This is a genomic window from Bacillus silvicola (assembly GCF_050524305.1).
Classification (GTDB): domain Bacteria; phylum Bacillota; class Bacilli; order Bacillales; family Bacillaceae_G; genus Bacillus_A; species Bacillus_A cereus_AT.
On record NZ_JBNGVC010000013.1, the window covers coordinates 1,581,223 to 1,605,337 of the forward strand.

Below are 24,115 nucleotides of genomic sequence, written 5' to 3' on the forward strand. Positions count from 1 at the left end.
TCATATAGGACAAGATTTTTGTTCCAAAATAATCGTATAAGGAGGTGTTGACTGTGTCATTTGCATCGGAAACCAAGAAAGAGCTGACCAATCTTGAGATGAAGGAATGCTGTGAGAAAGCTGAATTATCGGCGTTGCTTCGAATGAACGGATCGCTTTCTTTTTCAAACCGTCGCTTATCTATCGATATTCAAACGGAAAATGCAGCAATCGCAAGAAGGATTTATACGCTTTTGAAAAAAGGATATGATGTGACGGTAGAATTACTTGTGCGTAAAAAAATGCGATTGAAGAAAAATAATGTATATATCGTGCGGCTTGTTGAGAAGTCTCGCGAAATATTAGCAGATCTTCATATTGTTCGAGATGACTTTTCGTTTATTCGAAATATATCGCAGGAATTAATCGAGAAGAAATGTTGTAAACGATCGTATTTACGCGGTGCATTTTTAGCAGGTGGTTCAGTAAATAACCCAGAAACATCATCTTATCATTTAGAGATCTTTTCGTTATATAAGGAACATAATGATGCTATATGTGAACTGATGAACGGATTTGATTTAAATAGTAAGACGTTGGAAAGAAGAAAAGGGTACATTACGTATTTGAAAGAAGCTGAGAAAATTACAGAGTTTTTAAATATTATAGGTGCTCATAATGCACTTTTAAGATTTGAAGATATTCGAATTGTTCGCGATATGCGTAATTCAGTAAATCGTTTAGTTAACTGTGAAACAGCTAATTTAAATAAAACAATTGGTGCAGCGCTAAGGCAGATCGAGAACATCCGCTATATTGATGAGACGGTTGGACTTGATATTTTGCCAGATAAACTACGAGAAATTGCGCAACTACGAAGAGATTATCAAGATGTAACATTGAAAGAGTTAGGTGAGATGGTATCCGGGGGGAAAATTAGTAAATCGGGTATTAATCATCGTTTGCGTAAAATCGATGAAATTGCAGAGAAATTACGCGCGGGGGAAACAGTAGCAAAAAAATAAGAGGTTAAAGGGGAAATGGAGCTGTGGTTCAAAAACTGGTTAAAGTTTCATTAAAAAACGGCTTACAAGCACGTCCGGCTGCGTTGTTTGTGCAAGAGGCAAATCGTTTTCATTCTGATATTTTCATCGAGAAAGATGGAAAGACAGTTAATGCAAAGAGCATAATGGGGATTATGAGCTTAGCAATCGGAACTGGTAGCATGATTACAATTACAACAGAAGGTTCAGATGCAGAGGAAGCTTTAGAAGCATTAGCTGCATATGTACAATAAAAGGCTATCGCGAATGTGCGATAGTTTTTTTGTTTTGTTACTTGCGGGCATTCTGATTGGTGCGAGCTAACAAAAAGTGGGGGTATGTTGGTGGTTCGTACTTGTCGGGAATTGTCGGTAAGTCGATATGTTGTGTCGAAACGTCGATATATTTAAAGAAACGCCGATATAATTTGAGTTGTGTTCGATATAATTGAAAAATCGCTGATATATCTCGGTAAATACTAGACGGGGTATGTGCGCGGGAGTACATGATAAAAAAGCGCCCTGTAATAGGGCGCTTCCGCTTTTAGTATATCTAGCTTCAGCAGCTAGAATCTCCGGTCGTTTCGCCCCTTTATTCGAGGCAAAAAGCGCCTCGGAATCAGGGGCTCCATCGCCCTGCGATTCTGAACGAGCCGCTTCCGCTTTAAATCTATTAACGATTTGTAAAGATCTTATCGATTAAGCCGTATTCTAGAGCTCTTTCTGCTGTCATGAAGTTGTCGCGGTCTGTGTCGCGTTGTAGAACTTCAAGTGGTTGACCTGTACGGTCAGCAAGAATTTGGTTTAATTTTTCACGTAAGAATAGGATGCGTTTTGCAGCGATTTCGATTTCAGTCGCTTGACCTTGTGCACCACCAAGTGGTTGGTGAATCATTACTTCACTGTTTGGAAGTGCATAACGTTTTCCTTTTTCACCTGCTGCAAGTAAGAATGCACCCATAGATGCAGCCATACCGATACAGATTGTTGATACTTGTGGTTTAATAAACTGCATTGTATCGTAAATTGCCATACCTGCTGTGATAGAACCACCAGGGCTGTTGATGTAGATGTGAATATCTTTTTCTGGATCTTGAGATTCCAAGAATAAAAGCTGGGAAACGATTGAGTTTGCTACGTTGTCATCAATTGCGCTACCAAGCATAATGATGCGGTCTTTTAATAGTCGAGAGTAAATATCGTAAGCGCGTTCTCCACGATTTGTTTGTTCAATTACTGTAGGAATTAAATTCATCTGTTATTTCCTCCTTTGAAAGCTTTCTTAGTTTATAATACAATTATGGTCAATAAAGGTCAAACGAAACCACTTTAAATCAAAAAAATATGTAGTTGTATCATGATTTATTCGCTATGTTTTTGGAATTCCCTGCTTATGTATCTTCAACATCATAACCGATTTACATAAATTTAAACGTGATTAAAGGTGTAGAAAAGGTAAAAGAACGCCTTTTTACTGAAGCGTTCTTTCGGTATTTATTCTTTTAAAAGATAGGTTACTTTATTTAAAATTGTTTCGACTTGTTTCGCGTTTTTACTATACATGTCACTTGCTGATTTCGATTTTGTTTCCAAAGAAAATAGTTCAAGATCAGCATGACATTTTTTTAAAGATGCCAATAACAAAGGTTTATTTTGAGGAGAAGGCATTTGGAGTTTGTCATTATAAATGTCGATAGTAAGTTGTCCGTATGAATCAACTTGACCGAGAAAGACATTTTCAATAACAACACCGAGTTTTTCTAGTTCAGCATGTAACCAAGCGCGGTTATGTCCACTAGAGGATAGAGGTTCATCTAAGACATTGCCATCCATAATAACAGTTTGTGGTTCTTTTTCGTTCGGCACTTTTAAACCGATATCTTTTGCTGTAAGTGGTTGGCGATCTTTCTTCAGTAATACATTTAATTCTCCGCTCGGTTCTAATACTGCAAATTCAACATCAGCTACGCTGAACGCATCTTTTCCGCGGAGAAGTTCTAATAATTCGTCACTTGTATATTTTTCTTTCTTTAAGTTATCTTCGAGTATCTTTCCATCTTTTATTAATACGGTAGATTTCCCTTCAAAAAAATCCCGGGCTGTTTTGTTCTTTAAGGAGAGGATTCCTGTGAAAAAAGGAACCACAGCGAAAATGAGTATCGCAAAGACGCCGTGGAAAAATTTTGAATCGAGCCCTGTAGATACTTGGGCAGCGATGTCACCGATTGTCATTCCGGCTATGTATTCAAAAAAGGAGAGCTGAGAGATTTGTCTTTTCCCTAACCATTTCGTAATAGCGAATAAAATGATTAATATGAATACAGAGCGGAGAATAACGAGTGTCCATTCGGGCAGGTGAGACATAGTCATTCCTCCAGTTTACTTAAAACCCTTTATATTGAGGTTCTTCACGTTCTAATACTGAAACTCTATCCTGTAAATCAGCGATGACGCTGTCCATTTCTAACATACATTCATGAAATACGCGTTTTGATTCTTCGTCTTGTGAATTTAATGAAAGGGAGCTTAAACTTGCTTGAGCCCCTCTTACACTGGCAAGGCAAGTTTTTACGCTAGCGATAACAGTCATGCAGACACCTCTTATCCTTTCGGTTTAAATAGTAATGCTCCGATGAATCCGAAAATGATAGCAGCAGAAACACCAGCACTTGTTACTTTAAACATACCGGTAATAACGCCAACAATTCCGTGTTTTGCAGCTTCTTCCATAGCGCCGTGAACGAGGGCGTTACCGAAACTTGTAATGGGTACTGTTGCCCCAGCTCCAGCGAAATCAATTAATGGTTCATACAAATTGAATCCATCTAATATAGCTCCGGCAACAACGAGTGTTGCCATTGTATGAGCTGGTGTTAGCTTGCCGACATCAAACATAAGTTGTCCGATTACACATATGAGTCCGCCAATGACGAAAGCCCAGAAAAAAATCATTGTGTTGCACCTCCAAATTCGATCGATACAGCATGAGCGATACATGGAATTGTTTCTTCTTGTTGGAATGTAAGGGGAGATAGTAAAGCACCTGTCGCAACAACTAGTATCTTTTTGAATTCTCCTTTTTTCATTCTATTTAATAAATGTCCGTACACGACTGTTGCTGAACAGCCTGGGCCACTTCCGCCGGCTATTACAGGTTGACCTTCTCTATAAATGATGATTCCGCAATCTTGAAATTGCTCGCTCTTTACTTTTGTCCCATGTTTATGTAGTAAGTCATAAGCAATTTCGCGTCCAACATGTCCGAGGTCGCCTGTTACGATTAAATCGTAGTGAGATGCATCGAGATTTCTTTCTCTTAAATGAGCTTCAATTGTATCGACAGCAGCTGGAGCCATTGCGCCTCCCATATTAAATGGATCAGTTAATCCCATATCAACAACTCGCCCAATCGTTGCAGATGTAACCCTTGGGCCATGTCCAGTATCGCTCAAAATAGCGGCTCCTGCTCCAGTCACTGTCCACTGGGCGGTAGGAGGTTTTTGTCCCCCGTATTCAGTTGGATAACGAAATTGTTTTTCCACGGCAGCGTTATGGCTTGAAGCTCCAGTTAATAAATATTTTGCGCCTTTTGCATTTACAATACTTGCACCGAGCGCTAAACCTTCCATAGAAGTAGAACAAGCACCAAATAATCCGAGATAAGGTGTGCCAAGTGTGCGGCATGCAAAGCTTGTTGGAGTTATTTGATTAATTAAGTCTCCAGCGAGGACAAATTGAATATCATCTTTCCTAAGTTTGGCTTTTTCTGTAGCGCGGCTACAAGCCTCTTCAAACAAAATTTTATGTGCTTTTTCATAGGAGTCTTGTCCGAGCCATAAATCTTCATGCAGGGTATCGAAATCTTCAGGGATTTTTCCATTTGCTTCAAATGGGCCGCCGACTACACCTGTTGAGATGATAACTGGTTTGTTTTCGAATACCCATGTTCGGTGTCCTTGTAACATTTACAGCCCTCCCCATTGAAAGAGAATCGTTTTAATAAGTGCGATGACGAAAGCGGAAAATACGCCAAATAAGATGACCGATCCTGCTAGTTTAAACATGTTACCACCAACGCCGAGAACGAATCCTTCTGTACGGTGTTCAATACATGCGGCAATAACAGAGTTACCAAATCCAGTAACGGGCACCGCAGTACCAGCACCAGCGAATTGCCCAAGGCGATCGTAGACGCCAAATCCCGTCAGTAGCATGGAGATAAAAATAAGAGTTGCAACGGTAGGATTTCCAGCAGATCTTTCAGTGAAATCGAAATAAGTAATATAAAAGGTGGAAATCAGTTGGCCTATTAAACAAATTAATCCCCCGACGAAAAAAGCTTTTATACAATTTTTTAAAACGGGTCGCTTCGGTTCGCGCTGTTGTTCAAATTTTTTATATTCTTGTTGTACAGGTGTTAAATTTTTATCTTTACTAGACATTTGAATCCTTCCTTCTCTTTTAGAAAGCTTAAATATTAGATCCCATTTCTGATTGGATGAGTTTCAATTGTTTTTTGATGCCATCCTTGCTTACTTTCTTTTTCTTGATTTTGTTTTCAAGTTCTTCTATGAGCATAAAAATCTTTTTGTCTGTACTTACACGAATATCGAAAGTAGGATTTTCATCACTTAGCTTCTTTTTTAATTTACTTCGTAACGGTTTTAAACCCAACCTTTCGTGATGTTCAGGTTTGATAGCTATGTAAAGATCTAAATTTGTATTAACTGCGGTAGCTTCTATAATTCCATCCATAGCGAGAGCTTTTTTCTTAGCTTCTTGCGATATAGATTGATTAAAGGATTCTGTACTCATTTTTGTTAACTTTGGGCCCTTTTCTTCTTTCGTTCGTTTTGCTTCTTCTTTCTTTACCTTTTTATCTAACGGGCTATTATCACATCCGGTAAGTGAACCGAATAGGAGCATAAATAACGCGGTTATGATTCCGAGTTTTCGCATTATAATCATTCCATTTCTATTGCATTATGTAATGTGAGAGAAAAAGGATGATTGCATATCATCCTTTTTCTCAAATTGTGTACCATTAGATGAAATGGTACTTTCGGTTATTGCTGTGTGTATTGTGGTTCTTCTTGCTGGACTTCTTCAACACGTGGGTTTAAAGAATCGATAATTGTTTGTGTTTGTTGCGCAGCTGTTTGGAAAAGTTGCTTAGCTTGTTGGTTATCCGTATCAAGAGCGAATCCCTCTAAGCTAGCTTGTGCACTTTTTAATCCAGAAACAGTTTGCTTTAGTTTTGTAATTACAGTCATTGAATGAAGCCCCCTTTGGAATATCAATTCAAAGATTATAATTTGTGAGTTGGGGTGAATTTATGATTGGAAAATTTAGGTGTGCTACATGTTTAGATTACAATTTTGTAATGAACATGTAAGGGAAAGCGATAGTGGAAAAAAACTTTTTCTCCTAGAATAAAGAAAGTAAAGCAAGTTAAAAGGACATTTGAAGGAGAGAAAAATGAATAAATTATTATTAGGTTTAATTGGACTTTTTATATTAGTTATTGGTGTGGCAAGCTTTTCTCATAATGAGGTGACTGATAGATATAATCCGCTTGTGAAAGAAGACTTTGTATATGTAAAAGCGAAAGAATCTGGCCGACTATCTACAGTTGGAGAGGTAGCTGGAGACTATAAACTTACTGGTTATTATGCTTCAGGTGAAGGAAGAGACGTTAAGTTTTATGCGCCTCGTGGGCTTAGAGAGGGAGCGTATGTTAAGGTTAAAACGAAAGGTGAATATATTGAAACATACCAAGAAGTACAGCCGGATGAAATTCCAAAAGAGATTAAAGAGAAACTAGATAAATAAAACCGTTAAGAAATGCCTCCTAAATGTAGAAGTTAGGGGGCATTTTTATGCGGAAAATAGCGTATATACAATGTGCTATCAAAGAGTTTTTATTGATTTAAATGGTTTTTATTGCTATTATTATGGAGAGAAAATGAAGTATATTTTATAATCATGCGCCCATAGCTCAGTCGGATAGAGCGGTGGTTTCCGGTACCACGTCTGCCGGGGGTTCGAATCCCTCTGGGCGCGTAAAAAGGTCCTAACTTACATTTGTAAGTTAGGACCTTTTTTTATTTCTCTCTTGTTATATCTGGTTATAAGATTTACTATTAGTATGTGGTAATAATTTTTGTGCGTTATTATTTTCTTTCAATATTATTCAAATTTCGGTTGTAAGTTGTAAATCTCATTAATACATATAAATTAATAATATTTTGGAATGGGTGTCTGTGATAGCATTCTCCTTTTACCAAACTTATTGTACAATAGAAACAAGGGGGAGATTAGTTTGAAGGCAAGTCTTTTACAAGAACAAAGCTTACGTTTGGCAATGACACAAGAGTTAAGGCAAGCGATTACAATGCTCCAGTATAATGTACAAGAATTATCGGAGTTTTTGTATGAGCAATCGTTAGAGAATCCCCTTATTGAGTTAGGTGGTTTTGAGAGGGAGAAGAAAAAGAGCTCTAACACAAGTAAAAGTACCAGCAAACAAGTCGAGAATCAGATGGAAATCTACAGTGTGGATTCTACAACGATTCAGCAACATTTATTAAATCAAATACAGTATTATAAAATAGAGGAAGAAGAGCGAAAAGTAGCTTCTTTCATTATTATGAACATGGATGGAAATGGGTATTTACAAGAAACGAATGAAGAGTTAGCAAATCTTCTTTCCGCACCGATTTATGTAGTCGACCGTTCTGTAGAGCTTGTCCAATCACTTGAGCCAGCAGGGGTAGGAGCGCGTAATATTCAGGAATGTCTAACTTTGCAATTGAAGCGCTTACAAAGACGGAATGGATTGGCAGAAGAGGTTATAGAAGATCATTTCGCTTATTTCGTGAAGAAAGATTGGCGAAAGCTTGTTCAAGTGTTGAAGTGTAGCAATGAAGAATTGCAGGATGCGGTAAATTGTATAACATCATTGCAGCCAAAGCCAGGTCTTGCGTTTTCTTCTGATAAACCACTTTATATTGTGCCTGATATGGCAGTGAAAAAAGATGGTGATCGTCTTGTTTTACAGATGAATGAGAGAAATATGCCAAGAATTGAAATTCATTCTGAGTATAGTGCGCTTCTTAATAATAGTGAGAGTGAAGTAGCATCTTACGTATCAGAAAAGTATCAGCATGTGCAGTGGATTATGCGCAGTTTGAAACAGAGAAAACAAACGCTTCTGCAAGTGATGACCATTATTATGGAAAAACAACGTGATTTCTTCTGGGAAGGTCCAGCGTATTTAAAGCCGCTTGCTTTAAAAGAGGTGGCGGAAGAGCTAAGTGTGCATGAATCTACAATTAGTCGTGCAACGCGAAATAAATATGTGCAAACACCACACGGTTTGTTTGAGATGAAATCGTTTTTTAGCAATGCCGTGTCGACTACTGAAGATGAAGCAGTTTCTACAAAGCGTGTAAAACAATTTATTCAAACACTTGTTGAAGCGGAGAATAAGAAGAAGCCACTTTCAGATCAAAAGATTTCAAAATTATTAGAAGAAGAGCATGAAATCGTTATTTCTCGAAGAACAGTTGCTAAATATAGAGAACAGATGCATATTCCAGCTTCGTCTCTAAGAAAAACAATTGGATAGGTGAAGAAGATGAAAGTTGTACTATATACAAAAAAAGATTGTGGTCTTTGCGTGCAGGCGAAACAAGTTTTACAGGAAGTACAATGTGAATATTCTTTTCAAATCGAGGAAATAGATATATATGAAGATAATGACCTTTTGGAGAAATATCATTTAATGATTCCGGTTGTAGAAATAGGCGGGAAACAGGTGGAATATGGTAACATTCACAAAGGTGTCATAATAAACTATATAAAGAATGCAGTTAAGAGTTGAATAAGTTTCTATCTCCTGTTACAATAATACACGTAGCAGGGATTATTTTTTTAACCTATGTGGGACATAAAATGTCACTACGGGACACAAAGTGACCACAAGGGAAAATGAACCAATGTAGTGAGGAGAAAAGATATGCGCTCATGGATTCAGAACACAAAAAAATTATTACCTGATCTGCTACCTGTTATGCAAACGAGAATGCAAGTTCTTCAATACATTAGGCTCATGCAGCCGATTGGAAGAAGGAACTTATCAGCAAGTCTCGGTATGACAGAACGAGTATTGCGAAGTGAAGTTCAAGTTTTGAAAGAACAAAACTTAGTTCACGTCGCTTCTTCTGGAATGACTTTGACAGAAGAAGGAACAGCTTTAGTTCTTGCTTTGGAAGACTTTATGAAAGAAATTTCCGGGTTAAAGGTTTTAGAAAAACAACTTAAGGAAACATTAGACTTGGATGAAGTTTTCGTTGTCCCTGGTGATAGTGATGAATCACCTTGGGTCAAACTGGAGATGGGCCGTGCTTGTGTGACTTGTATAAAAGACCGTCTGACAGTGAATAATATCGTTGCTGTGGCTGGAGGAACTACGCTAGCTGCTGCTGCGGACATGATGCAACTTGATTGCAAAGATTTACATATGCTATTTGTCCCAGCACGTGGTGGAATTGGAGAAGGTGTTGAGTTAGAAGCCAATACTATTTGCGCCAAAATGGCACAAAATACGATGAGTAATTATCGCTTATTGTATGTTCCAGATCACGTTAGTAGCGAAGCGTATGCGTCCATTGTAACAGAGCCCTCCGTGAAAGAAGTTCTTGAGTTGATTCGATCTTCCAATATCGTCATTCATGGAATTGGTGATGCGTTAACAATGGCACGTCGCAGAAATACTTCAGAAGCAGATTGGTTAAAGATTCAGGCAAGCGAAGCAGTTGGCGAAGCTTTCGGTTACTACTTTAATGAACAAGGAAATGTTGTTCATAAAGTAAGAACGGTTGGTATGCAACTTGAAGATTTACAAAATGTATCTCACGTTGTTGCGGTCGCTGGAGGTTCTTCAAAGGCAAAGGCAATACAGGCTGTAATAAAGCAAGGGCACACTTCAATTCTAATTACAGATGAAGGTGCAGCAAAACAGTTAACAAAGGGTATTACCCTTTAAATATAATCCCCCAAGGAGGAAATTCAAATGACTAAAATTGGTATTAATGGATTTGGACGTATCGGACGTAACGTATTCCGCGCAGCTCTTAACAACTCTGAGGTAGAAGTAGTAGCAATCAACGACTTAACAGATGCTAAAACATTAGCTCACCTTTTAAAATATGACACAGTTCACGGAACTTTAAATGCAGAAGTATCTGCTAACGAAAACAGCATCGTTGTTAACGGTAAAGAAATTAAAGTTATCGCTGAGCGTGACCCAGCTCAATTACCATGGAGCGACTACGGAGTAGAAGTAGTAGTAGAATCTACTGGCCGTTTCACTAAAAAATCAGACGCTGAGAAACACTTAGGTGGATCAGTTAAGAAAGTTATCATCTCAGCTCCAGCTTCTGACGAAGATATCACTGTAGTTATGGGTGTTAACCACGAACAATACGATGCAGCTAACCACAACGTAGTATCTAACGCTTCTTGTACTACAAACTGTCTAGCTCCATTCGCTAAAGTATTAAACGAAAAATTCGGCGTAAAACGCGGAATGATGACAACAATTCACTCTTACACTAACGACCAACAAATCTTAGACTTACCACACAAAGATTTACGTCGTGCTCGTGCAGCAGCTGAAAACATGATCCCAACATCTACTGGTGCTGCTAAAGCTGTAGCATTAGTATTACCAGAACTTAAAGGTAAATTAAACGGTGGCGCTGTACGTGTTCCAACTGCTAACGTTTCTCTTGTTGACTTAGTTGTTGAACTTGACAAAGAAGTAACAGTTGAAGATGTAAACGCAGCATTCAAAGCAGCAGCTGAAGGCGAATTAAAAGGTATCCTTGGATACAGCGAAGAGCCATTAGTATCTATCGACTATAACGGATGTACAGCTTCTTCTACAATCGATGCATTATCTACAATGGTAATGGAAGGTAACATGGTTAAAGTACTTTCTTGGTACGATAACGAAACTGGTTACTCTAACCGCGTAGTAGACTTAGCAGCATACATGACTTCTAAAGGTCTTTAATTCTTAAGTATATAAGCAATCAATGACAAAACGAGGGAGAGGGTTTGTTCCCTCTCTCTCTTCTTTCGTTTTAGAAGCAAATGTGTTAAGCTTTTGAATGGGTTTTGTCAATCCTAACTAGTAGTCGGAGGGAAATCCAATGAACAAAAAATCAATTCGTGACGTAGATTTAAAAGGTAAGCGTGTATTTTGCCGCGTTGATTTCAACGTACCTATGAAAGAAGGCAAAATTACAGATGAAACTCGTATCCGTGCAGCTCTTCCTACAATTCAATATTTAGTAGAGCAAGGTGCGAAAGTAATTTTAGCAAGTCATTTAGGCCGTCCAAAAGGTCAAGCAGTAGAAGAATTACGTCTTACTCCAGTAGCTGCACGTTTAGGTGAGCTTCTTGGTAAAGATGTTAAAAAAGCGGACGAAGCATTCGGACCAGTTGCACAAGAAATGGTTGCAGCAATGAACGAAGGCGACGTATTAGTTCTTGAAAACGTACGTTTCTATGCGGGCGAAGAAAAGAACGATGCAGAACTTGCGAAAGAATTTGCAGCTCTTGCTGATATCTTCGTAAATGATGCATTCGGTGCAGCTCACCGTGCTCACGCTTCTACAGCAGGAATCGCAGACTACCTACCAGCAGTATCTGGTCTATTAATGGAAAAAGAGTTAGATGTATTAGGTAAAGCACTTTCTAACCCAGAACGTCCATTCACAGCTATCATCGGTGGTGCGAAAGTAAAAGATAAAATCGGTGTAATTCGTCATCTATTAGACAAAGTAGATAACTTAATCATCGGTGGCGGACTTGCTTACACATTTGTTAAAGCTTTAGGTCATGAAATTGGTCTATCTCTATGTGAAGACGACAAGATCGAACTAGCTAAAGAATTTATGCAACTTGCAAAAGAAAAAGGCGTAAACTTCTACATGCCAGTTGATGTTGTAATCACAGAGGAATTCTCTGAAACTGCAACAACTCAAATCGTAGGTATCGACTCTATCCCTTCTACTTGGGAAGGCGTGGACATCGGTCCTAAAACACGTGAAATTTATGCAGATGTAATTAAAAATTCTAAGCTTGTTGTATGGAATGGACCAATGGGTGTATTCGAAATGACTCCATTCGCAGAAGGTACAAAAGCAGTAGGACAAGCATTAGCAGATGCAGAAGATACATACTCTGTTATCGGCGGTGGTGACTCTGCAGCAGCTGTTGAAAAATTCGGTATGGCTGATAAAATGAGCCACATTTCTACTGGCGGCGGTGCGTCATTAGAATTCATGGAAGGCAAAGAGCTTCCAGGTGTAGTTTGTCTTAACGACAAATAAGTAGCAGCCAAAGAAAAAGGACGGTGTAAAGCATGCGTAAACCAATTATCGCAGGTAACTGGAAAATGAATAAAACTCTATCTGAAGCAGTTAGCTTCGTAGAGGAAGTTAAAGGTCAAATCCCAGCAGCTTCAGCTGTTGATGCAGTAGTTTGCTCTCCAGCTCTATTCTTAGAGCGCTTAGTAGCTAAGGCTGAAGGAACTGACTTACAAGTAGGTGCACAAAACATGCACTTCGAAAAAAATGGTGCATTCACTGGCGAAATTAGCCCAGTAGCACTTAGCGACTTAAAAGTAGGCTATGTAGTACTTGGCCACTCTGAGCGTCGTGAAATGTTTGCTGAAACAGACGAGTCAGTAAACAAAAAGACTCTTGCAGCATTTGAACATGGTTTAACACCAATCGTATGTTGTGGTGAGACTTTAGAAGAGCGCGAAAGCGGAAAAACATTTGATCTAGTAGCAGGTCAAGTGACAAAAGCACTTGCAGGTTTAACAGAAGAGCAAGTTAAAGCAACTGTTATCGCTTATGAGCCAATCTGGGCTATCGGTACAGGCAAATCTTCTTCTTCTGCAGATGCAAATGAAGTATGTGCGCACATCCGTAAAGTTGTTGCAGAAGCTGTTTCTCCAGAAGCTGCAGAAGCTGTTCGTATTCAATACGGCGGTAGCGTAAAACCAGAAAACATTAAAGAGTATATGGCACAATCTGACATCGACGGCGCTTTAGTTGGCGGTGCTAGCTTAGAGCCTGCTTCGTTCTTAGGTCTTCTGGGGGCGGTAAAATGAGAAAGCCAACAGCTTTAATCATTCTTGATGGTTTCGGACTACGTGAAGAAACTTACGGGAATGCTGTAGCGCAAGCTAAGAAACCTAATTTTGATGGTTACTGGAACAAATTCCCTCACACAACGCTTACAGCTTGTGGTGAGGAAGTAGGTCTTCCAGAAGGTCAAATGGGTAACTCTGAGGTTGGTCACTTAAATATCGGTGCAGGCCGCATCGTATATCAAAGCTTAACACGCGTAAACGTTGCAATTCGTGAAGGTGAGTTCGATCAGAATGAAACTTTCCAAAATGCAATTAAAAGCGTAAAAGAAAAAGGTACTGCTCTTCATTTATTCGGTTTACTTTCTGATGGTGGTGTGCACAGTCACATGAACCATATGTTTGCTCTTCTTCGCTTAGCAGCAAAAGAAGGCGTGGAGAAAGTTTATATCCATGCATTCTTAGATGGCCGCGATGTTGGACCACAAACAGCAAAAGGTTATATCGATGCAACAAATGAAGTAATTAAAGAAACAGGTGTAGGACAATTCGCGACTATCTCTGGTCGTTATTACTCCATGGACCGTGACAAGCGTTGGGATCGCGTAGAAAAATGTTACCGTGCTATGGTGAATGGTGAAGGACCTACTTATAAATCAGCAGAAGAGTGTGTAGAAGACTCTTATGCAAATGGTATCTACGATGAATTCGTATTGCCGTCTGTAATTGTTAACGAAGATGACACGCCAGTTGCAACAATCAATAATGATGATGCAGTTATCTTCTATAACTTCCGTCCAGACCGTGCAATTCAAATTGCTCGTGTATTTACAAACGAAGACTTCCGTGAGTTCGATCGTGGTGAAAAAGTACCTCACATTCCTGAATTCGTTTGTATGACACATTTCAGTGAAACTGTAGATGGTTACGTGGCATTCAAGCCAATGAACCTTGATAACACATTAGGTGAAGTTGTTGCGCAAGCGGGATTAAAGCAACTTCGCATCGCGGAAACTGAAAAGTATCCGCACGTTACATTCTTCTTTAGCGGTGGTCGTGAGGCTGAATTCCCAGGAGAAGAGCGTATCTTAATTAACTCACCAAAGGTTGCAACGTATGACTTGAAACCTGAAATGAGCATTTACGAAGTAACGGACGCTTTAGTAAATGAAATTGAAAATGATAAACATGATGTTATCATTCTTAACTTTGCAAACTGTGATATGGTTGGCCATTCTGGGATGATGGAACCAACAATTAAAGCAGTAGAAGCAACTGACGAATGTTTAGGAAAAGTTGTAGAAGCGATTCTTGCAAAAGATGGTGTAGCACTTATTACTGCTGACCATGGTAATGCTGATCAGGAGTTAACTGCTGATGGTGGACCAATGACAGCTCATACAACTAACCCGGTTCCTTTCATCGTTACAAAAAATGATGTAGAGCTTCGTGAAGGTGGTATTTTAGGAGATATCGCTCCAACAATGCTTACACTTTTAAATGTGGAACAACCGAAAGAAATGACAGGTAAAACGATTATTAAATAATTTGCTTATATAAAAAGGAGAGAATTTATTATGTCAACAATTATTGATGTTTATGCTCGCGAAGTCCTTGACTCTCGTGGTAACCCAACTGTAGAAGTAGAAGTTTACACAGAAAGCGGCGCTTTCGGACGCGCTATCGTACCAAGTGGTGCATCTACTGGTGAGCACGAAGCAGTAGAATTACGTGACGGTGACAAATCTCGTTACCTTGGAAAAGGTGTTATGAACGCAGTAAACAACGTTAACGAAGCAATCGCTCCAGAAATCGTTGGTTTCGACGTAACTGACCAAGCTGGTATCGACCGTGCTATGATCGAATTAGATGGCACTCCAAACAAAGGTAAACTAGGCGCTAACGCTATCCTTGGTGTATCTATGGCAGTAGCTCACGCAGCAGCTGACTTCGTAGGTCTTCCATTATACCGTTACCTTGGTGGATTCAATGCAAAACAATTACCAACTCCAATGATGAACATCATCAACGGTGGTTCTCACGCTGATAACAACGTTGATTTCCAAGAGTTCATGATCTTACCAGTTGGTGCTCCAACATTCAAAGAATCAATCCGTATGGGTGCTGAAGTATTCCATGCACTTAAAGCTGTATTACATGACAAAGGTCTTAACACTGCAGTAGGTGACGAAGGTGGATTCGCTCCAAACCTTGGTTCTAACCGTGAAGCATTAGAAGTAATCATCGAAGCTATCGAAAAAGCTGGTTACAAAGCTGGCGAGAACGTATTCTTAGGAATGGACGTTGCTTCTTCTGAGTTCTACAACAAAGAAACTGGTAAATATGACCTTGCAGGCGAAGGCCGTACTGGCTTAACTTCTGCAGAAATGGTTGATTTCTACGAAGAGCTTTGCAAAGACTTCCCAATCATCTCTATTGAAGATGGTTTAGACGAAAACGACTGGGATGGTCACAAATTATTAACTGAGCGTATCGGTGATAAAGTACAATTAGTTGGTGACGATTTATTCGTAACTAACACTCAAAAACTTGCTGAAGGTATCGAAAAAGGTATCTCTAACTCAATCTTAATTAAAGTTAACCAAATCGGTACTTTAACTGAGACTTTCGAAGCAATCGAAATGGCTAAACGTGCTGGTTACACAGCAGTTGTATCTCACCGTTCTGGTGAAACTGAAGATGCTACAATCGCTGACATCGCAGTTGCAACTAACGCTGGCCAAATCAAAACTGGTTCTATGAGCCGTACTGACCGTATTGCTAAGTACAACCAATTATTACGCATCGAAGACGAACTAGGCGAAATCGCTGTTTACGATGGTTTAAAATCTTTCTACAATATCAAACGATAATTGCAGAAAATAACGACAGACCGTGAGAAATCACGGTCTGTTTTTTTGTTTTCCGACAGAAGCCTCCCATCTAACTTCTTTGCTTTACAGGCGGATTTTGAGGTGGAGTCTTACTGCTCACAAATAGCTGAGCAAAAATGGAGTGAAGTTTTGTTTTATTGAAATAGTAACCATTAAAATTCAGAAAATATAAACTTTATAAATTAGGTCAATGTTTTTGACGTAATTTAAGTTCGGAAATGCAGTCATATCAAGGGTGTAAGCGTATAATATGATGGAATTTTGCTGTTGATTTGATAAATTGCAGCTTTTTACAATTTATACTATGATAAAGATATTAACAGAAGATCGTATAAACATGAGGGATGATGAACATGAAATTTACAAAGATTCTTGTCCAAATTGCTGCTCTTTACGTGTTTTATATGGTTGGAAATTGGGTGCAAGAAATATTGAATATTCCGATTCCAGGAAGTTTGATTGGGATGTTTTTCTTACTTGTTTTACTTAGCCTAAAAGTACTTCCAGTGAAATGGTTTGACTTAGGAGCAGAAACACTCGTTGCTATTATGCCGTTTTTATTAATTCCGCCAACGCTTGGCCTAATGAATTACGGTGCTTTTTTTATGAGTAAAGGAATTTCTCTTTTCATTACAGTTATAGCGAGCACGTTTTTAATTATTATTGTCGCAGGACATACAGGACAATATCTTGCGAATAGAAAGGAAAAAGAGACACAATGAGCCAAATATTAATCGGAATCGGCTGGGTTCTTTTTACGGTGCTATTATATCAATTATCTAAAAAAATCTATAAATTATTTCCAACACCATTCACCATTCCAATGCTTGTAGCGACAGGATTAATGGCTTTCTTATTTATAGTGCTTGATATACCATATCAAAATTACATGGAAAGCGGTGGTGGCTGGATTGCGAAGCTACTTGGACCAGGTGTTGTAGCATTTGCAATCCCGCTTTATAAACAACGTCATGTTCTGCAAAAATATGTTGTACCAATTGCTGGTGGTGTATTAGTAGGTACAACGGTTGCTATTGCAAGTGATTTCGCTATTGCCTCACTTATGGGAACAGATAAAAGCTTAATTTTATCTTCTTTACCAAAATCAGTGACAATGCCAGTTGCGATGAGTGTATCTGAACAAGTTGGTGGTGTCCCGTCCTTAACAGCAGCCTTTGTCGTTATCGCAGGTATTACTGGAACAATTACAGGACCAATTTTATTAAAATGGAGCCGCGTTACAAACTCAGTTGGTAAAGGTATTGGCTTTGGATGTGCTTCTCATATTATGGGTGTTATGAGAGCGATGAAGAATAATGAGCATGAAGGTGTTATTGGATCGGTAACAATGACATTAACAGCAATTTTGACATGTTTGCTCGGACCGTTATTCGCAATGGTGTTTATGTAATAGAAGAAAAGCGAGAGCGACACTATAGGCTCTCGCTTTTCTATAGGATTTATGCTAACATTTAAACTAACTGAATCTTTGTAGGAGGTACGCCAAGTGCATACGTTATTATCAGTTTTACTTATTATTGTATCGATTTTAATGATTGTTATGGTACTTATGCAGTCTAGTAATAGCTCAGGCCTTTCAGGCGCTATTTCAGGTGGTGCAGAGCAATTGTTTGGTAAGCAAAAGGCACGTGGAATTGAAGCGGTATTAAACCGTATTACAGTTGTTTTAGCTGTATTATTCTTCGTACTAACAATTGGTGTTACGTACTTAAATTTATAGAGTTAAAAAGAAGAAGCGTTAGCTGATTTGTGCTAATGGTTCTTCTTTTTTAATTTGTTATTCGAAAAAAGTTTCTAATTAGATTATAGAATTATAAATATGGTACACTAAGAATAGAAAGAATACGACTAGATTACAGAAGAGAAAGAGGAGAAATACATGATGAAATTAGCATCTCCAAAACCATTTACATTTGAAGGTGGAGACCGCGCTGTTTTATTATTACATGGATTTACAGGGAACTCAGCTGATGTACGTATGCTTGGACGTTTTTTAGAGAAGAAAGGCTATACTTGTCATGCACCAATTTATAAAGGACACGGTGTACCGCCAGAGCAACTTGTTCATACAGGTCCTGAAGACTGGTGGAAAGATGTAATGAATGCCTACCAGCATTTAAAAGATCAAGGTTACGAGAAAATAGCTGCGGTGGGATTATCATTAGGCGGAGTATTCTCATTAAAACTTGCTTATACATTACCGATTTTAGGTGTTGTACCAATGTGTGCACCGATGTACATTAAAAGCGAAGAAATTATGTATCAAGGTATATTGGCATATGCACGCGAATATAAAAAACGTGAACAAAAATCACCAGAGCAAATTGAAAAGGAAATGTTTGAATTTAAACAGACACCGATGAATACATTAAAAGCATTACAAGAGTTAATTCGTGACGTACGCAATAATGTTGATATGATTTATGCACCAACATTCGTTGTACAAGCACGCCATGATGAAATGATTAATACAGATAGTGCTAACATTATTTATAACGGTGTAGAATCTACGTTAAAAGACATTAAATGGTATGAAGACTCTACGCATGTCATCACGCTTGATAAACAGCGTGAAGAGCTACATGAGGATGTATATAACTTCTTGGAGCAACTAGATTGGTAAGGTCTAGTTGCCTCTTTTTTTCATAAGGGAATTTTTTATCCCGATGGTTGTGGGCTAATAATCAGTGGAGATGGATAACCCTTTACTGATTAAAGTTTCATTTTATGAAAACTGTAAAAAATCATTGGGAGATGATTAAAGTTTCGCTTTATACATCCCCCATCTTTCGGATACACTAAATAATATAAGGGTTTAAAGGAGGTATTTCTGCTTGGAAGAAATCATACAAGAACATATTGATAAGTTGTTATTATTTATGAGAGAAGAAGCGTATAAACCGTTAACAATACAAGAGTTAGAAGCGGCATTTGGAATTGAAGGTTCTGAAGGCTTTAAAGATTTTGTAAAGGCACTTGTAATGATGGAAGAGAAGGGGCTTGTTGTTCGTACACGTAGCAACCGCTACGGTCTTCCAGAAAAAATGAATTTAGTACGCGGTAAGTTAATTGGACACGCACGTGGCTTTGCTTTCGTCGTTCCAGAAGAGAAGAAAACGGGCGATGATGATCTTTTCATCCCACCTACAGAATTAAATGGCGCACTTCATGGTGATACAGTATTAGCACGTGTTAGCTCGCAATCAAGTGGATCACGTCAAGAAGGCTCAATTGTTCGTATTTTAGAGCGTGGAACGAAAGAACTAGTTGGTACATATACAGAATCAAAGAACTTTGGGTTTGTTATACCTGATAATAAGCGTTGGACAAGTGATATTTTCATCTTGAAAAGCGCATCAATGGGTGCTGTAGAAGGCCATAAAGTTGTTGTTAAAATTACGAGCTATCCAGAGAATCGTTTAAGTGCGGAAGGTGAAGTTATTCAAATTCTAGGTCATAAAAATGATCCAGGAGTAGATATTTTATCTGTCATCCATAAACATCATTTACCTTTAGCGTTCCCTGAAGAAGTGATGGAGCAGGCAAACAGTGTACCAGAAACGATTTCAGAAGAAGACTTAAAAGATCGCCGTGATTTACGTGACCAAATGATTGTAACGATTGATGGTGCAGACGCGAAAGATTTAGATGATGCTGTTACAGTAACGAAGCTTGAGAACGGTAATTACAAGCTTGGTGTTCATATTGCGGATGTAAGTCATTACGTTGAAGAAGGTTCTCCAATTGATGTTGAAGCAGCGGAAAGAGCGACGAGTGTATATCTTGTTGATCGTGTAATTCCAATGATTCCACATCGTCTATCTAACGGTATTTGTTCATTAAATCCGAAAGTAGACCGTCTGACACTGTCTTGTGAAATGGAAATCAACAACTTAGGTGATGTTGTCAAACACGAGATTTTCCAAAGTGTGATTAAAACGACAGAGCGTATGACATATGCTGACGTAAGAAGCATTTTAGAAGATGAGGACGAAGAGTTAATCAAGCGCTATGAACCGTTAGTACCAATGTTTAAAGAGATGGGTCAATTGGCACAAATTTTACGTGAAAAGCGTATGCGCCGTGGTGCAATCGACTTTGACTTTAAAGAAGCAAAAGTATTAGTAGATGAAGAAGGAAAACCGACTGATGTTGTCATGCGTGATCGTTCTGTATCAGAAAAGTTAATTGAAGAATTTATGCTTGTTGCGAACGAAACAGTAGCAGAGCATTTCCACTGGATGAACGTACCATTCATGTACCGTGTCCATGAAGATCCGAAAGAAGATAAGTTAGAGCGTTTCTTCGAGTTTGTAACGAACTTTGGATATGCGGTAAAAGGACGTGCGAATGAAGTACATCCTCGTGCGCTACAACAAATTCTTGAAATGGTTCAAGGACAGCCTGAAGAAGTAGTAATTTCAACGGTTATGCTTCGTTCTATGAAGCAAGCACGTTACGATTCGGATAGCTTAGGACATTTCGGTTTATCAACTGAGTTCTATACGCATTTCACATCGCCGATCCGTCGTTACCCAGATACGATTGTTCATCGATTAATTCGTGAATATATCATTAACGGTAAAGTTGATAGTGAAACACAGGCAAAATGGCGTGAAAACTTACCCGAGATTGCAGAGCACTCTTCTAATATGGAACGTCGTGCTGTTGAAGCAGAGCGTGAAACAGACGAAATGAAAAAAGCAGAGTATATGGTCGATAAGATCGGTGAAGAGTATGACGGTATGATTAGCTCTGTAACAAACTTCGGTTTATTCGTAGAGCTTCCAAATACAATTGAAGGTCTTGTACACGTTAGTTACTTAACGGATGATTACTACCGTTACGACGAGAAGCATTTCGCAATGATCGGAGAACGTACAGGTAACGTATTCCGCATCGGTGACGAAATTACAATTCGCGTTATTAACGTAAATAAAGACGAGCGCGCAATCGACTTTGAAATCGTTGGTATGAAAGGCACACCTCGTCGTAAGTTCAAAGATCGTCCAGTCGTGATTGAACAGCCAAGAACAGGTAGAAAGAAACGCGGTGGACGTAGCGAGCGTAGTAATGAGCGCGGTGGCGAACGTGGCACGGGTAGAAAATTTGACCGTGACGGCAAAGGAAAAGGCAAAGGAAGAGGATCCGCATCCGCATCAGGGCCAGCATCCGCTAGTCAGCCAGGGAAAAAAGATGGTAATGGCAAGAAGAAAAAAGGATTCTTCGAAAATGTACCAGGATTCAAGAAGAAAAAGAAAAAGCGTAAGTAAGAAAAGGGTGGCTTCGCTTTGATGAAAAGCGGGGCCTTTTTCTTTTTTGCTGGTGGCTTGAGAGCGAGCCACTTTCGCTTTTTATGGAATCTAGCTACAGTGGCTAGAATGTTCGGCGGCTTCGCTTCTTCCCAGGAGGCAAAGAGCACCTCAAGGTCAGAAGCTCCATCCACCTCACATTCTAAGCGAGCCACTTTCGCTTTTTGTTTACATTTGTTACAATAGTAAAAATAGAGGAGGGACGTTATATGCCAAAAGGTACAGGTAAGGTTATTGCACAAAATAAAAAAGCATTTCATGATTATTTCATCGAAGAAACATACGAAGCAGGGCTTGTCCTTCAAGGAACGGAAATTAAGTCGATTCGCGCTGGTCGCGTGAACTTGAAAGATGCGTTTGCACGTATACATAATGGTGAAGTATGGGTTCATAATATGCATATTAATACGTACGAACAAGGGAATCGTTTCAACCATGATCCGCTTCGCACGAGAAAATTACTTCTTCATAAAAAAGAAATTGATAAACTAGCGGGAGCTGCAAAAGAAACAGGTTACGCATTAGTTCCACTTAGAATCTATTTGAAAAATGGATTTGCAAAGATGGCACTTGGTTTAGCAAAAGGTAAGAAGCAATATGATAAACGTCACGATTTAAAAGAGAAAGAAGCTAAACGTGAGATTGCACGCGTGTTCCGTGATCGCCAAAAGATGTAATACAGATATTTACATTTGTAAAACGGCGCGCGTATGATATAATAACTTATGTAAGGTTGTTGCACATTGAAAAACAGCTCTTAGTAGCTATCACGATATTTTCTTCGTATGCTCCATTTTTATCATGGGGACGTTACGGATTCGACAGGGATAGTTCGAGCTTAGGTTGCGAGTCGAGGGGATCGGCCTCGTTAAAACGTCAAAGCCTATAATTGGCAAACAAAACAATCTTTCTTTAGCTGCTTAATTGCACTAAAGGTTCCTCCCTCCATCGTCCATGTGGTAGGGTAAGGGACTCAAACTAAGTGGACTACGCCGGAGTTCGCCGTCTGAGGGCGAAGGAAGAGAACAATCAGACTAGCAACTTGGAAGCCTGTCGATAGGCCGAAGAGTTCGCGAAATGCTAATATATCGACTACACTCGTAGAAGCTTAAGTGCCGATATTTTTGGACGTGGGTTCGACTCCCACCGTCTCCACCAATACATATTTGGTGGTTTTTTTATTTTGTATGATATGAACCATAACTTTGCCAGGTTGGCGAGGTTATGGTTCTTTTTGTTTGTGGCAAAGTTATGGTTCCTCTAAGTCTTCGGTTCTTTCGATTCCATTCTAAATGCATCTTGTATGTTATCACTTAAAAATCACAATCTTATCTAAATAAACAACAAAATCACTTCTACACAAGTATTTATAAGTGGAAAAATAGAAAGACTACCTTTTTTTATTTTGTGGTTTTATAAAATGCTTAAGTTGATGGGGATGGGGCGGTACCCCTGAGACAGAAAATGAAGAAATAGTTATTGATGATATGCAGGTAGATACTATAGCTGCCCCTTAATGATTAAATAATATTTATTTAAATCTTCATATATTTTGTGTTTTTACCCATATCTATTGTAAGATTATATAGAGTTCTCCTAATAAGCTGTTATAATTACTTTTTTTAGGAGTTTAATACTTATAAATCTTAAATTATTTTTTGGGATAATTTTTTATCTAACTAAGTTATATTGAAGTAGAGGTGAACCATCGGTGAGGCAGGTGTTAGTAATTAAAAATGAACGGTCTTTAGCGAAGAAAATCGTAAGCGGTCTAACGCAAGAAGGCTCTTTCATTTTAAAACTTCACAATGAAAACCAGGGTTTAAATATAATATATGAACAAGATTGGGATATTATCATATTGGATTGGGATTCATTAAGTATATCGGGACCAGAAATTTGTAGACAAATACGACTTGTTAAAACGACACCGATCATTATTGTGACCGACAATATTTCTAGCAAGGATTGTATAGCAGGGTTACAAGCAGGAGCAGATGATTATATAAGAAAACCATTTGTGAAAGAAGAATTAGTAGCAAGGGTTCAAGCTATTTTAAGAAGAAGTGACTGTATTCAGCAAAATGAGATAAACTTTTTTCAGTTTAAAGATCTATTTGTTGATGCATCTAGCAATATTGTAAAAAAAGGTGGTAAAAATCTGACGCTTACTAAGCGCGAGTACGATTTACTTGTATTTTTGATCAAGAATAAAAATACAATATTGAGCCGTGAAATGCTTTTGAACCAGGTTTGGGGATATAACGTAGTAGTCAATCCCAATGTAGTGGACTTATATATTGGGTATGTAAGAAAAAAGTTAAAGTGCGAGAAGAAAGATAGATATATTGAAACGATACATGGCAGGGGCTATTCAATGATTGAATGATAAAAATAAGTTGATAGGGAAAGTGTAGTTTGTCATAATAGAAAAAACGAGTAAAACTGTTTCTTTCAGTTTTACTCGTTTTTTTGTATTAAATTTGATAATCAAATAGTTTCTGAGAAATATTAAAAGACGAAAACTATAAAAAGAATATTTCTATCAGGCAATGGATTATGAAAAAATTAGCTATTAATGGGCATTTTTTTTGCAGTAGAAATCATGGTTTATAAGGTGCCCAATCTATTGATTAGTACGTGTGGGGGATGATTCTGTTGCGCATTAGATGAGACTGTATCTAATTTATGTTTA

The 24,115-nt window shown here is 38.5% G+C and carries 26 protein-coding genes, 1 tRNA gene and 1 other RNA gene; 20 read left to right on the top strand and 8 right to left on the bottom strand.

The window, feature by feature from the left end; all coding sequences use genetic code 11:
* The first annotated feature begins 53 nt into the window (after positions 1–53).
* Positions 54–1,004, top strand: a complete 951-nt coding sequence (gene whiA, locus ACP6L7_RS30190; RefSeq protein WP_000006563.1) for a DNA-binding protein WhiA — start codon at positions 54–56, stop codon at positions 1,002–1,004.
* Between the two features lie 23 nt (positions 1,005–1,027).
* Positions 1,028–1,276, top strand: coding sequence for an HPr family phosphocarrier protein (locus ACP6L7_RS30195; RefSeq protein ID WP_000250255.1), 249 nt, complete (start codon positions 1,028–1,030; stop codon positions 1,274–1,276).
* 418 nt (positions 1,277–1,694) lie between these two features.
* Here ACP6L7_RS30195 and clpP read toward each other — a convergent pair whose 3' ends face one another.
* The 8 genes from clpP to ACP6L7_RS30235 form a co-directional block, all read right to left on the bottom strand.
* A complete protein-coding gene (gene clpP / locus ACP6L7_RS30200; RefSeq protein ID WP_001049163.1) occupies positions 1,695–2,276 on the bottom strand; it encodes an ATP-dependent Clp endopeptidase proteolytic subunit ClpP in 582 nt (193 codons plus the stop codon).
* Between the two features lie 239 nt (positions 2,277–2,515).
* On the bottom strand, positions 2,516–3,385 hold the full coding sequence (locus ACP6L7_RS30205) for a DUF421 domain-containing protein (RefSeq protein WP_097832342.1): 870 nt from the start codon (positions 3,383–3,385) through the stop codon (positions 2,516–2,518).
* Positions 3,386–3,404: 19 nt separating this feature from the next.
* Complete coding sequence (locus tag ACP6L7_RS30210) at positions 3,405–3,611, bottom strand: DUF1657 domain-containing protein (protein WP_016125685.1); 207 nt, start codon at positions 3,609–3,611, stop codon at positions 3,405–3,407.
* A gap of 11 nt (positions 3,612–3,622) precedes the next feature.
* The gene (gene spoVAE, locus ACP6L7_RS30215; RefSeq protein ID WP_000575919.1) at positions 3,623–3,973 is read right to left on the bottom strand and encodes a stage V sporulation protein AE; all 351 of its coding nucleotides are present in this window, start codon (positions 3,971–3,973) and stop codon (positions 3,623–3,625) included.
* A complete protein-coding gene (gene spoVAD / locus ACP6L7_RS30220; RefSeq protein ID WP_097832341.1) occupies positions 3,970–4,986 on the bottom strand; it encodes a stage V sporulation protein AD in 1,017 nt (338 codons plus the stop codon). The genes spoVAE and spoVAD overlap by 4 nt, the downstream gene beginning before the upstream one ends.
* Positions 4,987–5,463 carry a stage V sporulation protein AC gene (spoVAC, locus tag ACP6L7_RS30225; protein ID WP_002034730.1) on the bottom strand — a complete coding sequence of 159 codons (477 nt, stop codon included), beginning with the start codon at positions 5,461–5,463 and terminating at the stop codon, positions 4,987–4,989.
* A gap of 28 nt (positions 5,464–5,491) precedes the next feature.
* Entirely contained in the window at positions 5,492–5,980 is a 489-nt protein-coding gene (locus ACP6L7_RS30230; protein ID WP_430529617.1) for a YhcN/YlaJ family sporulation lipoprotein, read from the bottom strand.
* A gap of 107 nt (positions 5,981–6,087) precedes the next feature.
* Positions 6,088–6,294 carry a DUF1657 domain-containing protein gene (locus tag ACP6L7_RS30235; RefSeq protein ID WP_000216167.1) on the bottom strand — a complete coding sequence of 69 codons (207 nt, stop codon included), beginning with the start codon at positions 6,292–6,294 and terminating at the stop codon, positions 6,088–6,090.
* Between the two features lie 205 nt (positions 6,295–6,499).
* On the opposite strand from ACP6L7_RS30235, the gene ACP6L7_RS30240 reads away from it, so the two are divergent.
* From ACP6L7_RS30240 to ACP6L7_RS30325, 18 genes are all read left to right on the top strand, one after another.
* The gene (locus ACP6L7_RS30240) at positions 6,500–6,853 is read left to right on the top strand and encodes a YxeA family protein (RefSeq protein WP_264448407.1); all 354 of its coding nucleotides are present in this window, start codon (positions 6,500–6,502) and stop codon (positions 6,851–6,853) included.
* Positions 6,854–7,008: 155 nt separating this feature from the next.
* Positions 7,009–7,084, top strand: a tRNA-Arg gene (locus ACP6L7_RS30245).
* Between the two features lie 259 nt (positions 7,085–7,343).
* Positions 7,344–8,651 (top strand): RNA polymerase factor sigma-54, encoded by a 1,308-nt coding sequence (gene rpoN, locus ACP6L7_RS30250; RefSeq protein ID WP_264448406.1) that lies wholly within the window; start codon positions 7,344–7,346, stop codon positions 8,649–8,651.
* A gap of 9 nt (positions 8,652–8,660) precedes the next feature.
* Positions 8,661–8,906: a glutaredoxin family protein gene (locus tag ACP6L7_RS30255; RefSeq protein WP_087983057.1), complete on the top strand. Its 246-nt coding sequence runs from the start codon at positions 8,661–8,663 to the stop codon at positions 8,904–8,906.
* Between the two features lie 135 nt (positions 8,907–9,041).
* Positions 9,042–10,070: a gapA transcriptional regulator CggR gene (gene cggR, locus ACP6L7_RS30260; RefSeq protein WP_001258192.1), complete on the top strand. Its 1,029-nt coding sequence runs from the start codon at positions 9,042–9,044 to the stop codon at positions 10,068–10,070.
* A gap of 27 nt (positions 10,071–10,097) precedes the next feature.
* Positions 10,098–11,102, top strand: coding sequence for a type I glyceraldehyde-3-phosphate dehydrogenase (gene gap, locus ACP6L7_RS30265; protein WP_000161234.1), 1,005 nt, complete (start codon positions 10,098–10,100; stop codon positions 11,100–11,102).
* A gap of 139 nt (positions 11,103–11,241) precedes the next feature.
* Complete coding sequence (locus ACP6L7_RS30270; protein ID WP_001036333.1) at positions 11,242–12,426, top strand: phosphoglycerate kinase; 1,185 nt, start codon at positions 11,242–11,244, stop codon at positions 12,424–12,426.
* Positions 12,427–12,458: 32 nt separating this feature from the next.
* Entirely contained in the window at positions 12,459–13,214 is a 756-nt protein-coding gene (gene tpiA, locus ACP6L7_RS30275; RefSeq protein WP_048566659.1) for a triose-phosphate isomerase, read from the top strand.
* Positions 13,211–14,740, top strand: a complete 1,530-nt coding sequence (gene gpmI / locus ACP6L7_RS30280) for a 2,3-bisphosphoglycerate-independent phosphoglycerate mutase (protein WP_001231161.1) — start codon at positions 13,211–13,213, stop codon at positions 14,738–14,740. The genes tpiA and gpmI overlap by 4 nt, the downstream gene beginning before the upstream one ends.
* 30 nt (positions 14,741–14,770) lie before the next feature.
* Positions 14,771–16,066: a phosphopyruvate hydratase gene (eno, locus tag ACP6L7_RS30285; protein WP_002124088.1), complete on the top strand. Its 1,296-nt coding sequence runs from the start codon at positions 14,771–14,773 to the stop codon at positions 16,064–16,066.
* Positions 16,067–16,431: 365 nt separating this feature from the next.
* Positions 16,432–16,809, top strand: a complete 378-nt coding sequence (locus ACP6L7_RS30290) for a CidA/LrgA family holin-like protein (protein WP_170960992.1) — start codon at positions 16,432–16,434, stop codon at positions 16,807–16,809.
* The gene (locus tag ACP6L7_RS30295; RefSeq protein ID WP_097832335.1) at positions 16,806–17,498 is read left to right on the top strand and encodes an LrgB family protein; all 693 of its coding nucleotides are present in this window, start codon (positions 16,806–16,808) and stop codon (positions 17,496–17,498) included. The genes ACP6L7_RS30290 and ACP6L7_RS30295 overlap by 4 nt, the downstream gene beginning before the upstream one ends.
* 96 nt (positions 17,499–17,594) lie before the next feature.
* Positions 17,595–17,828: a preprotein translocase subunit SecG gene (gene secG, locus ACP6L7_RS30300; RefSeq protein WP_002144925.1), complete on the top strand. Its 234-nt coding sequence runs from the start codon at positions 17,595–17,597 to the stop codon at positions 17,826–17,828.
* Positions 17,829–17,990: 162 nt separating this feature from the next.
* Entirely contained in the window at positions 17,991–18,731 is a 741-nt protein-coding gene (locus ACP6L7_RS30305; RefSeq protein ID WP_165616086.1) for an alpha/beta hydrolase, read from the top strand.
* 211 nt (positions 18,732–18,942) lie between these two features.
* Positions 18,943–21,381 (top strand): ribonuclease R, encoded by a 2,439-nt coding sequence (gene rnr / locus ACP6L7_RS30310; RefSeq protein WP_430529618.1) that lies wholly within the window; start codon positions 18,943–18,945, stop codon positions 21,379–21,381.
* A gap of 248 nt (positions 21,382–21,629) precedes the next feature.
* Complete coding sequence (gene smpB, locus ACP6L7_RS30315) at positions 21,630–22,097, top strand: SsrA-binding protein (RefSeq protein ID WP_001123917.1); 468 nt, start codon at positions 21,630–21,632, stop codon at positions 22,095–22,097.
* Positions 22,098–22,223: 126 nt separating this feature from the next.
* Positions 22,224–22,578: a transfer-messenger RNA gene (gene ssrA / locus ACP6L7_RS30320) on the top strand.
* Between the two features lie 553 nt (positions 22,579–23,131).
* Positions 23,132–23,809, top strand: coding sequence for a response regulator transcription factor (locus ACP6L7_RS30325; RefSeq protein ID WP_097832332.1), 678 nt, complete (start codon positions 23,132–23,134; stop codon positions 23,807–23,809).
* Positions 23,810–24,115: the final 306 nt, after the last annotated feature.

Excerpts from the sequence above, each read along its gene's own strand:
- clpP (WP_001049163.1), bottom strand. The coding sequence starts at position 2,276 with ATGAATTTAATTCCTACAGTAATTGAACAAACAAATCGTGGAGAACGC.
- ACP6L7_RS30205 (WP_097832342.1), bottom strand. The coding sequence starts at position 3,385 with ATGTCTCACCTGCCCGAATGGACACTCGTTATTCTCCGCTCTGTATTC.
- ACP6L7_RS30210 (WP_016125685.1), bottom strand. The coding sequence starts at position 3,611 with ATGACTGTTATCGCTAGCGTAAAAACTTGCCTTGCCAGTGTAAGAGGG.
- spoVAE (WP_000575919.1), bottom strand. The coding sequence starts at position 3,973 with ATGATTTTTTTCTGGGCTTTCGTCATTGGCGGACTCATATGTGTAATC.
- spoVAD (WP_097832341.1), bottom strand. The coding sequence starts at position 4,986 with ATGTTACAAGGACACCGAACATGGGTATTCGAAAACAAACCAGTTATC.
- spoVAC (WP_002034730.1), bottom strand. The coding sequence starts at position 5,463 with ATGTCTAGTAAAGATAAAAATTTAACACCTGTACAACAAGAATATAAA.
- ACP6L7_RS30230 (WP_430529617.1), bottom strand. The coding sequence starts at position 5,980 with ATGCGAAAACTCGGAATCATAACCGCGTTATTTATGCTCCTATTCGGT.
- ACP6L7_RS30235 (WP_000216167.1), bottom strand. The coding sequence starts at position 6,294 with ATGACTGTAATTACAAAACTAAAGCAAACTGTTTCTGGATTAAAAAGT.
- ACP6L7_RS30240 (WP_264448407.1), top strand. The coding sequence starts at position 6,500 with ATGAATAAATTATTATTAGGTTTAATTGGACTTTTTATATTAGTTATT.
- ACP6L7_RS30255 (WP_087983057.1), top strand. The coding sequence starts at position 8,661 with ATGAAAGTTGTACTATATACAAAAAAAGATTGTGGTCTTTGCGTGCAG.
- cggR (WP_001258192.1), top strand. The coding sequence starts at position 9,042 with ATGCGCTCATGGATTCAGAACACAAAAAAATTATTACCTGATCTGCTA.
- gap (WP_000161234.1), top strand. The coding sequence starts at position 10,098 with ATGACTAAAATTGGTATTAATGGATTTGGACGTATCGGACGTAACGTA.
- ACP6L7_RS30270 (WP_001036333.1), top strand. The coding sequence starts at position 11,242 with ATGAACAAAAAATCAATTCGTGACGTAGATTTAAAAGGTAAGCGTGTA.
- tpiA (WP_048566659.1), top strand. The coding sequence starts at position 12,459 with ATGCGTAAACCAATTATCGCAGGTAACTGGAAAATGAATAAAACTCTA.
- gpmI (WP_001231161.1), top strand. The coding sequence starts at position 13,211 with ATGAGAAAGCCAACAGCTTTAATCATTCTTGATGGTTTCGGACTACGT.
- eno (WP_002124088.1), top strand. The coding sequence starts at position 14,771 with ATGTCAACAATTATTGATGTTTATGCTCGCGAAGTCCTTGACTCTCGT.
- ACP6L7_RS30290 (WP_170960992.1), top strand. The coding sequence starts at position 16,432 with ATGATGAACATGAAATTTACAAAGATTCTTGTCCAAATTGCTGCTCTT.
- ACP6L7_RS30295 (WP_097832335.1), top strand. The coding sequence starts at position 16,806 with ATGAGCCAAATATTAATCGGAATCGGCTGGGTTCTTTTTACGGTGCTA.
- ACP6L7_RS30305 (WP_165616086.1), top strand. The coding sequence starts at position 17,991 with ATGAAATTAGCATCTCCAAAACCATTTACATTTGAAGGTGGAGACCGC.
- smpB (WP_001123917.1), top strand. The coding sequence starts at position 21,630 with ATGCCAAAAGGTACAGGTAAGGTTATTGCACAAAATAAAAAAGCATTT.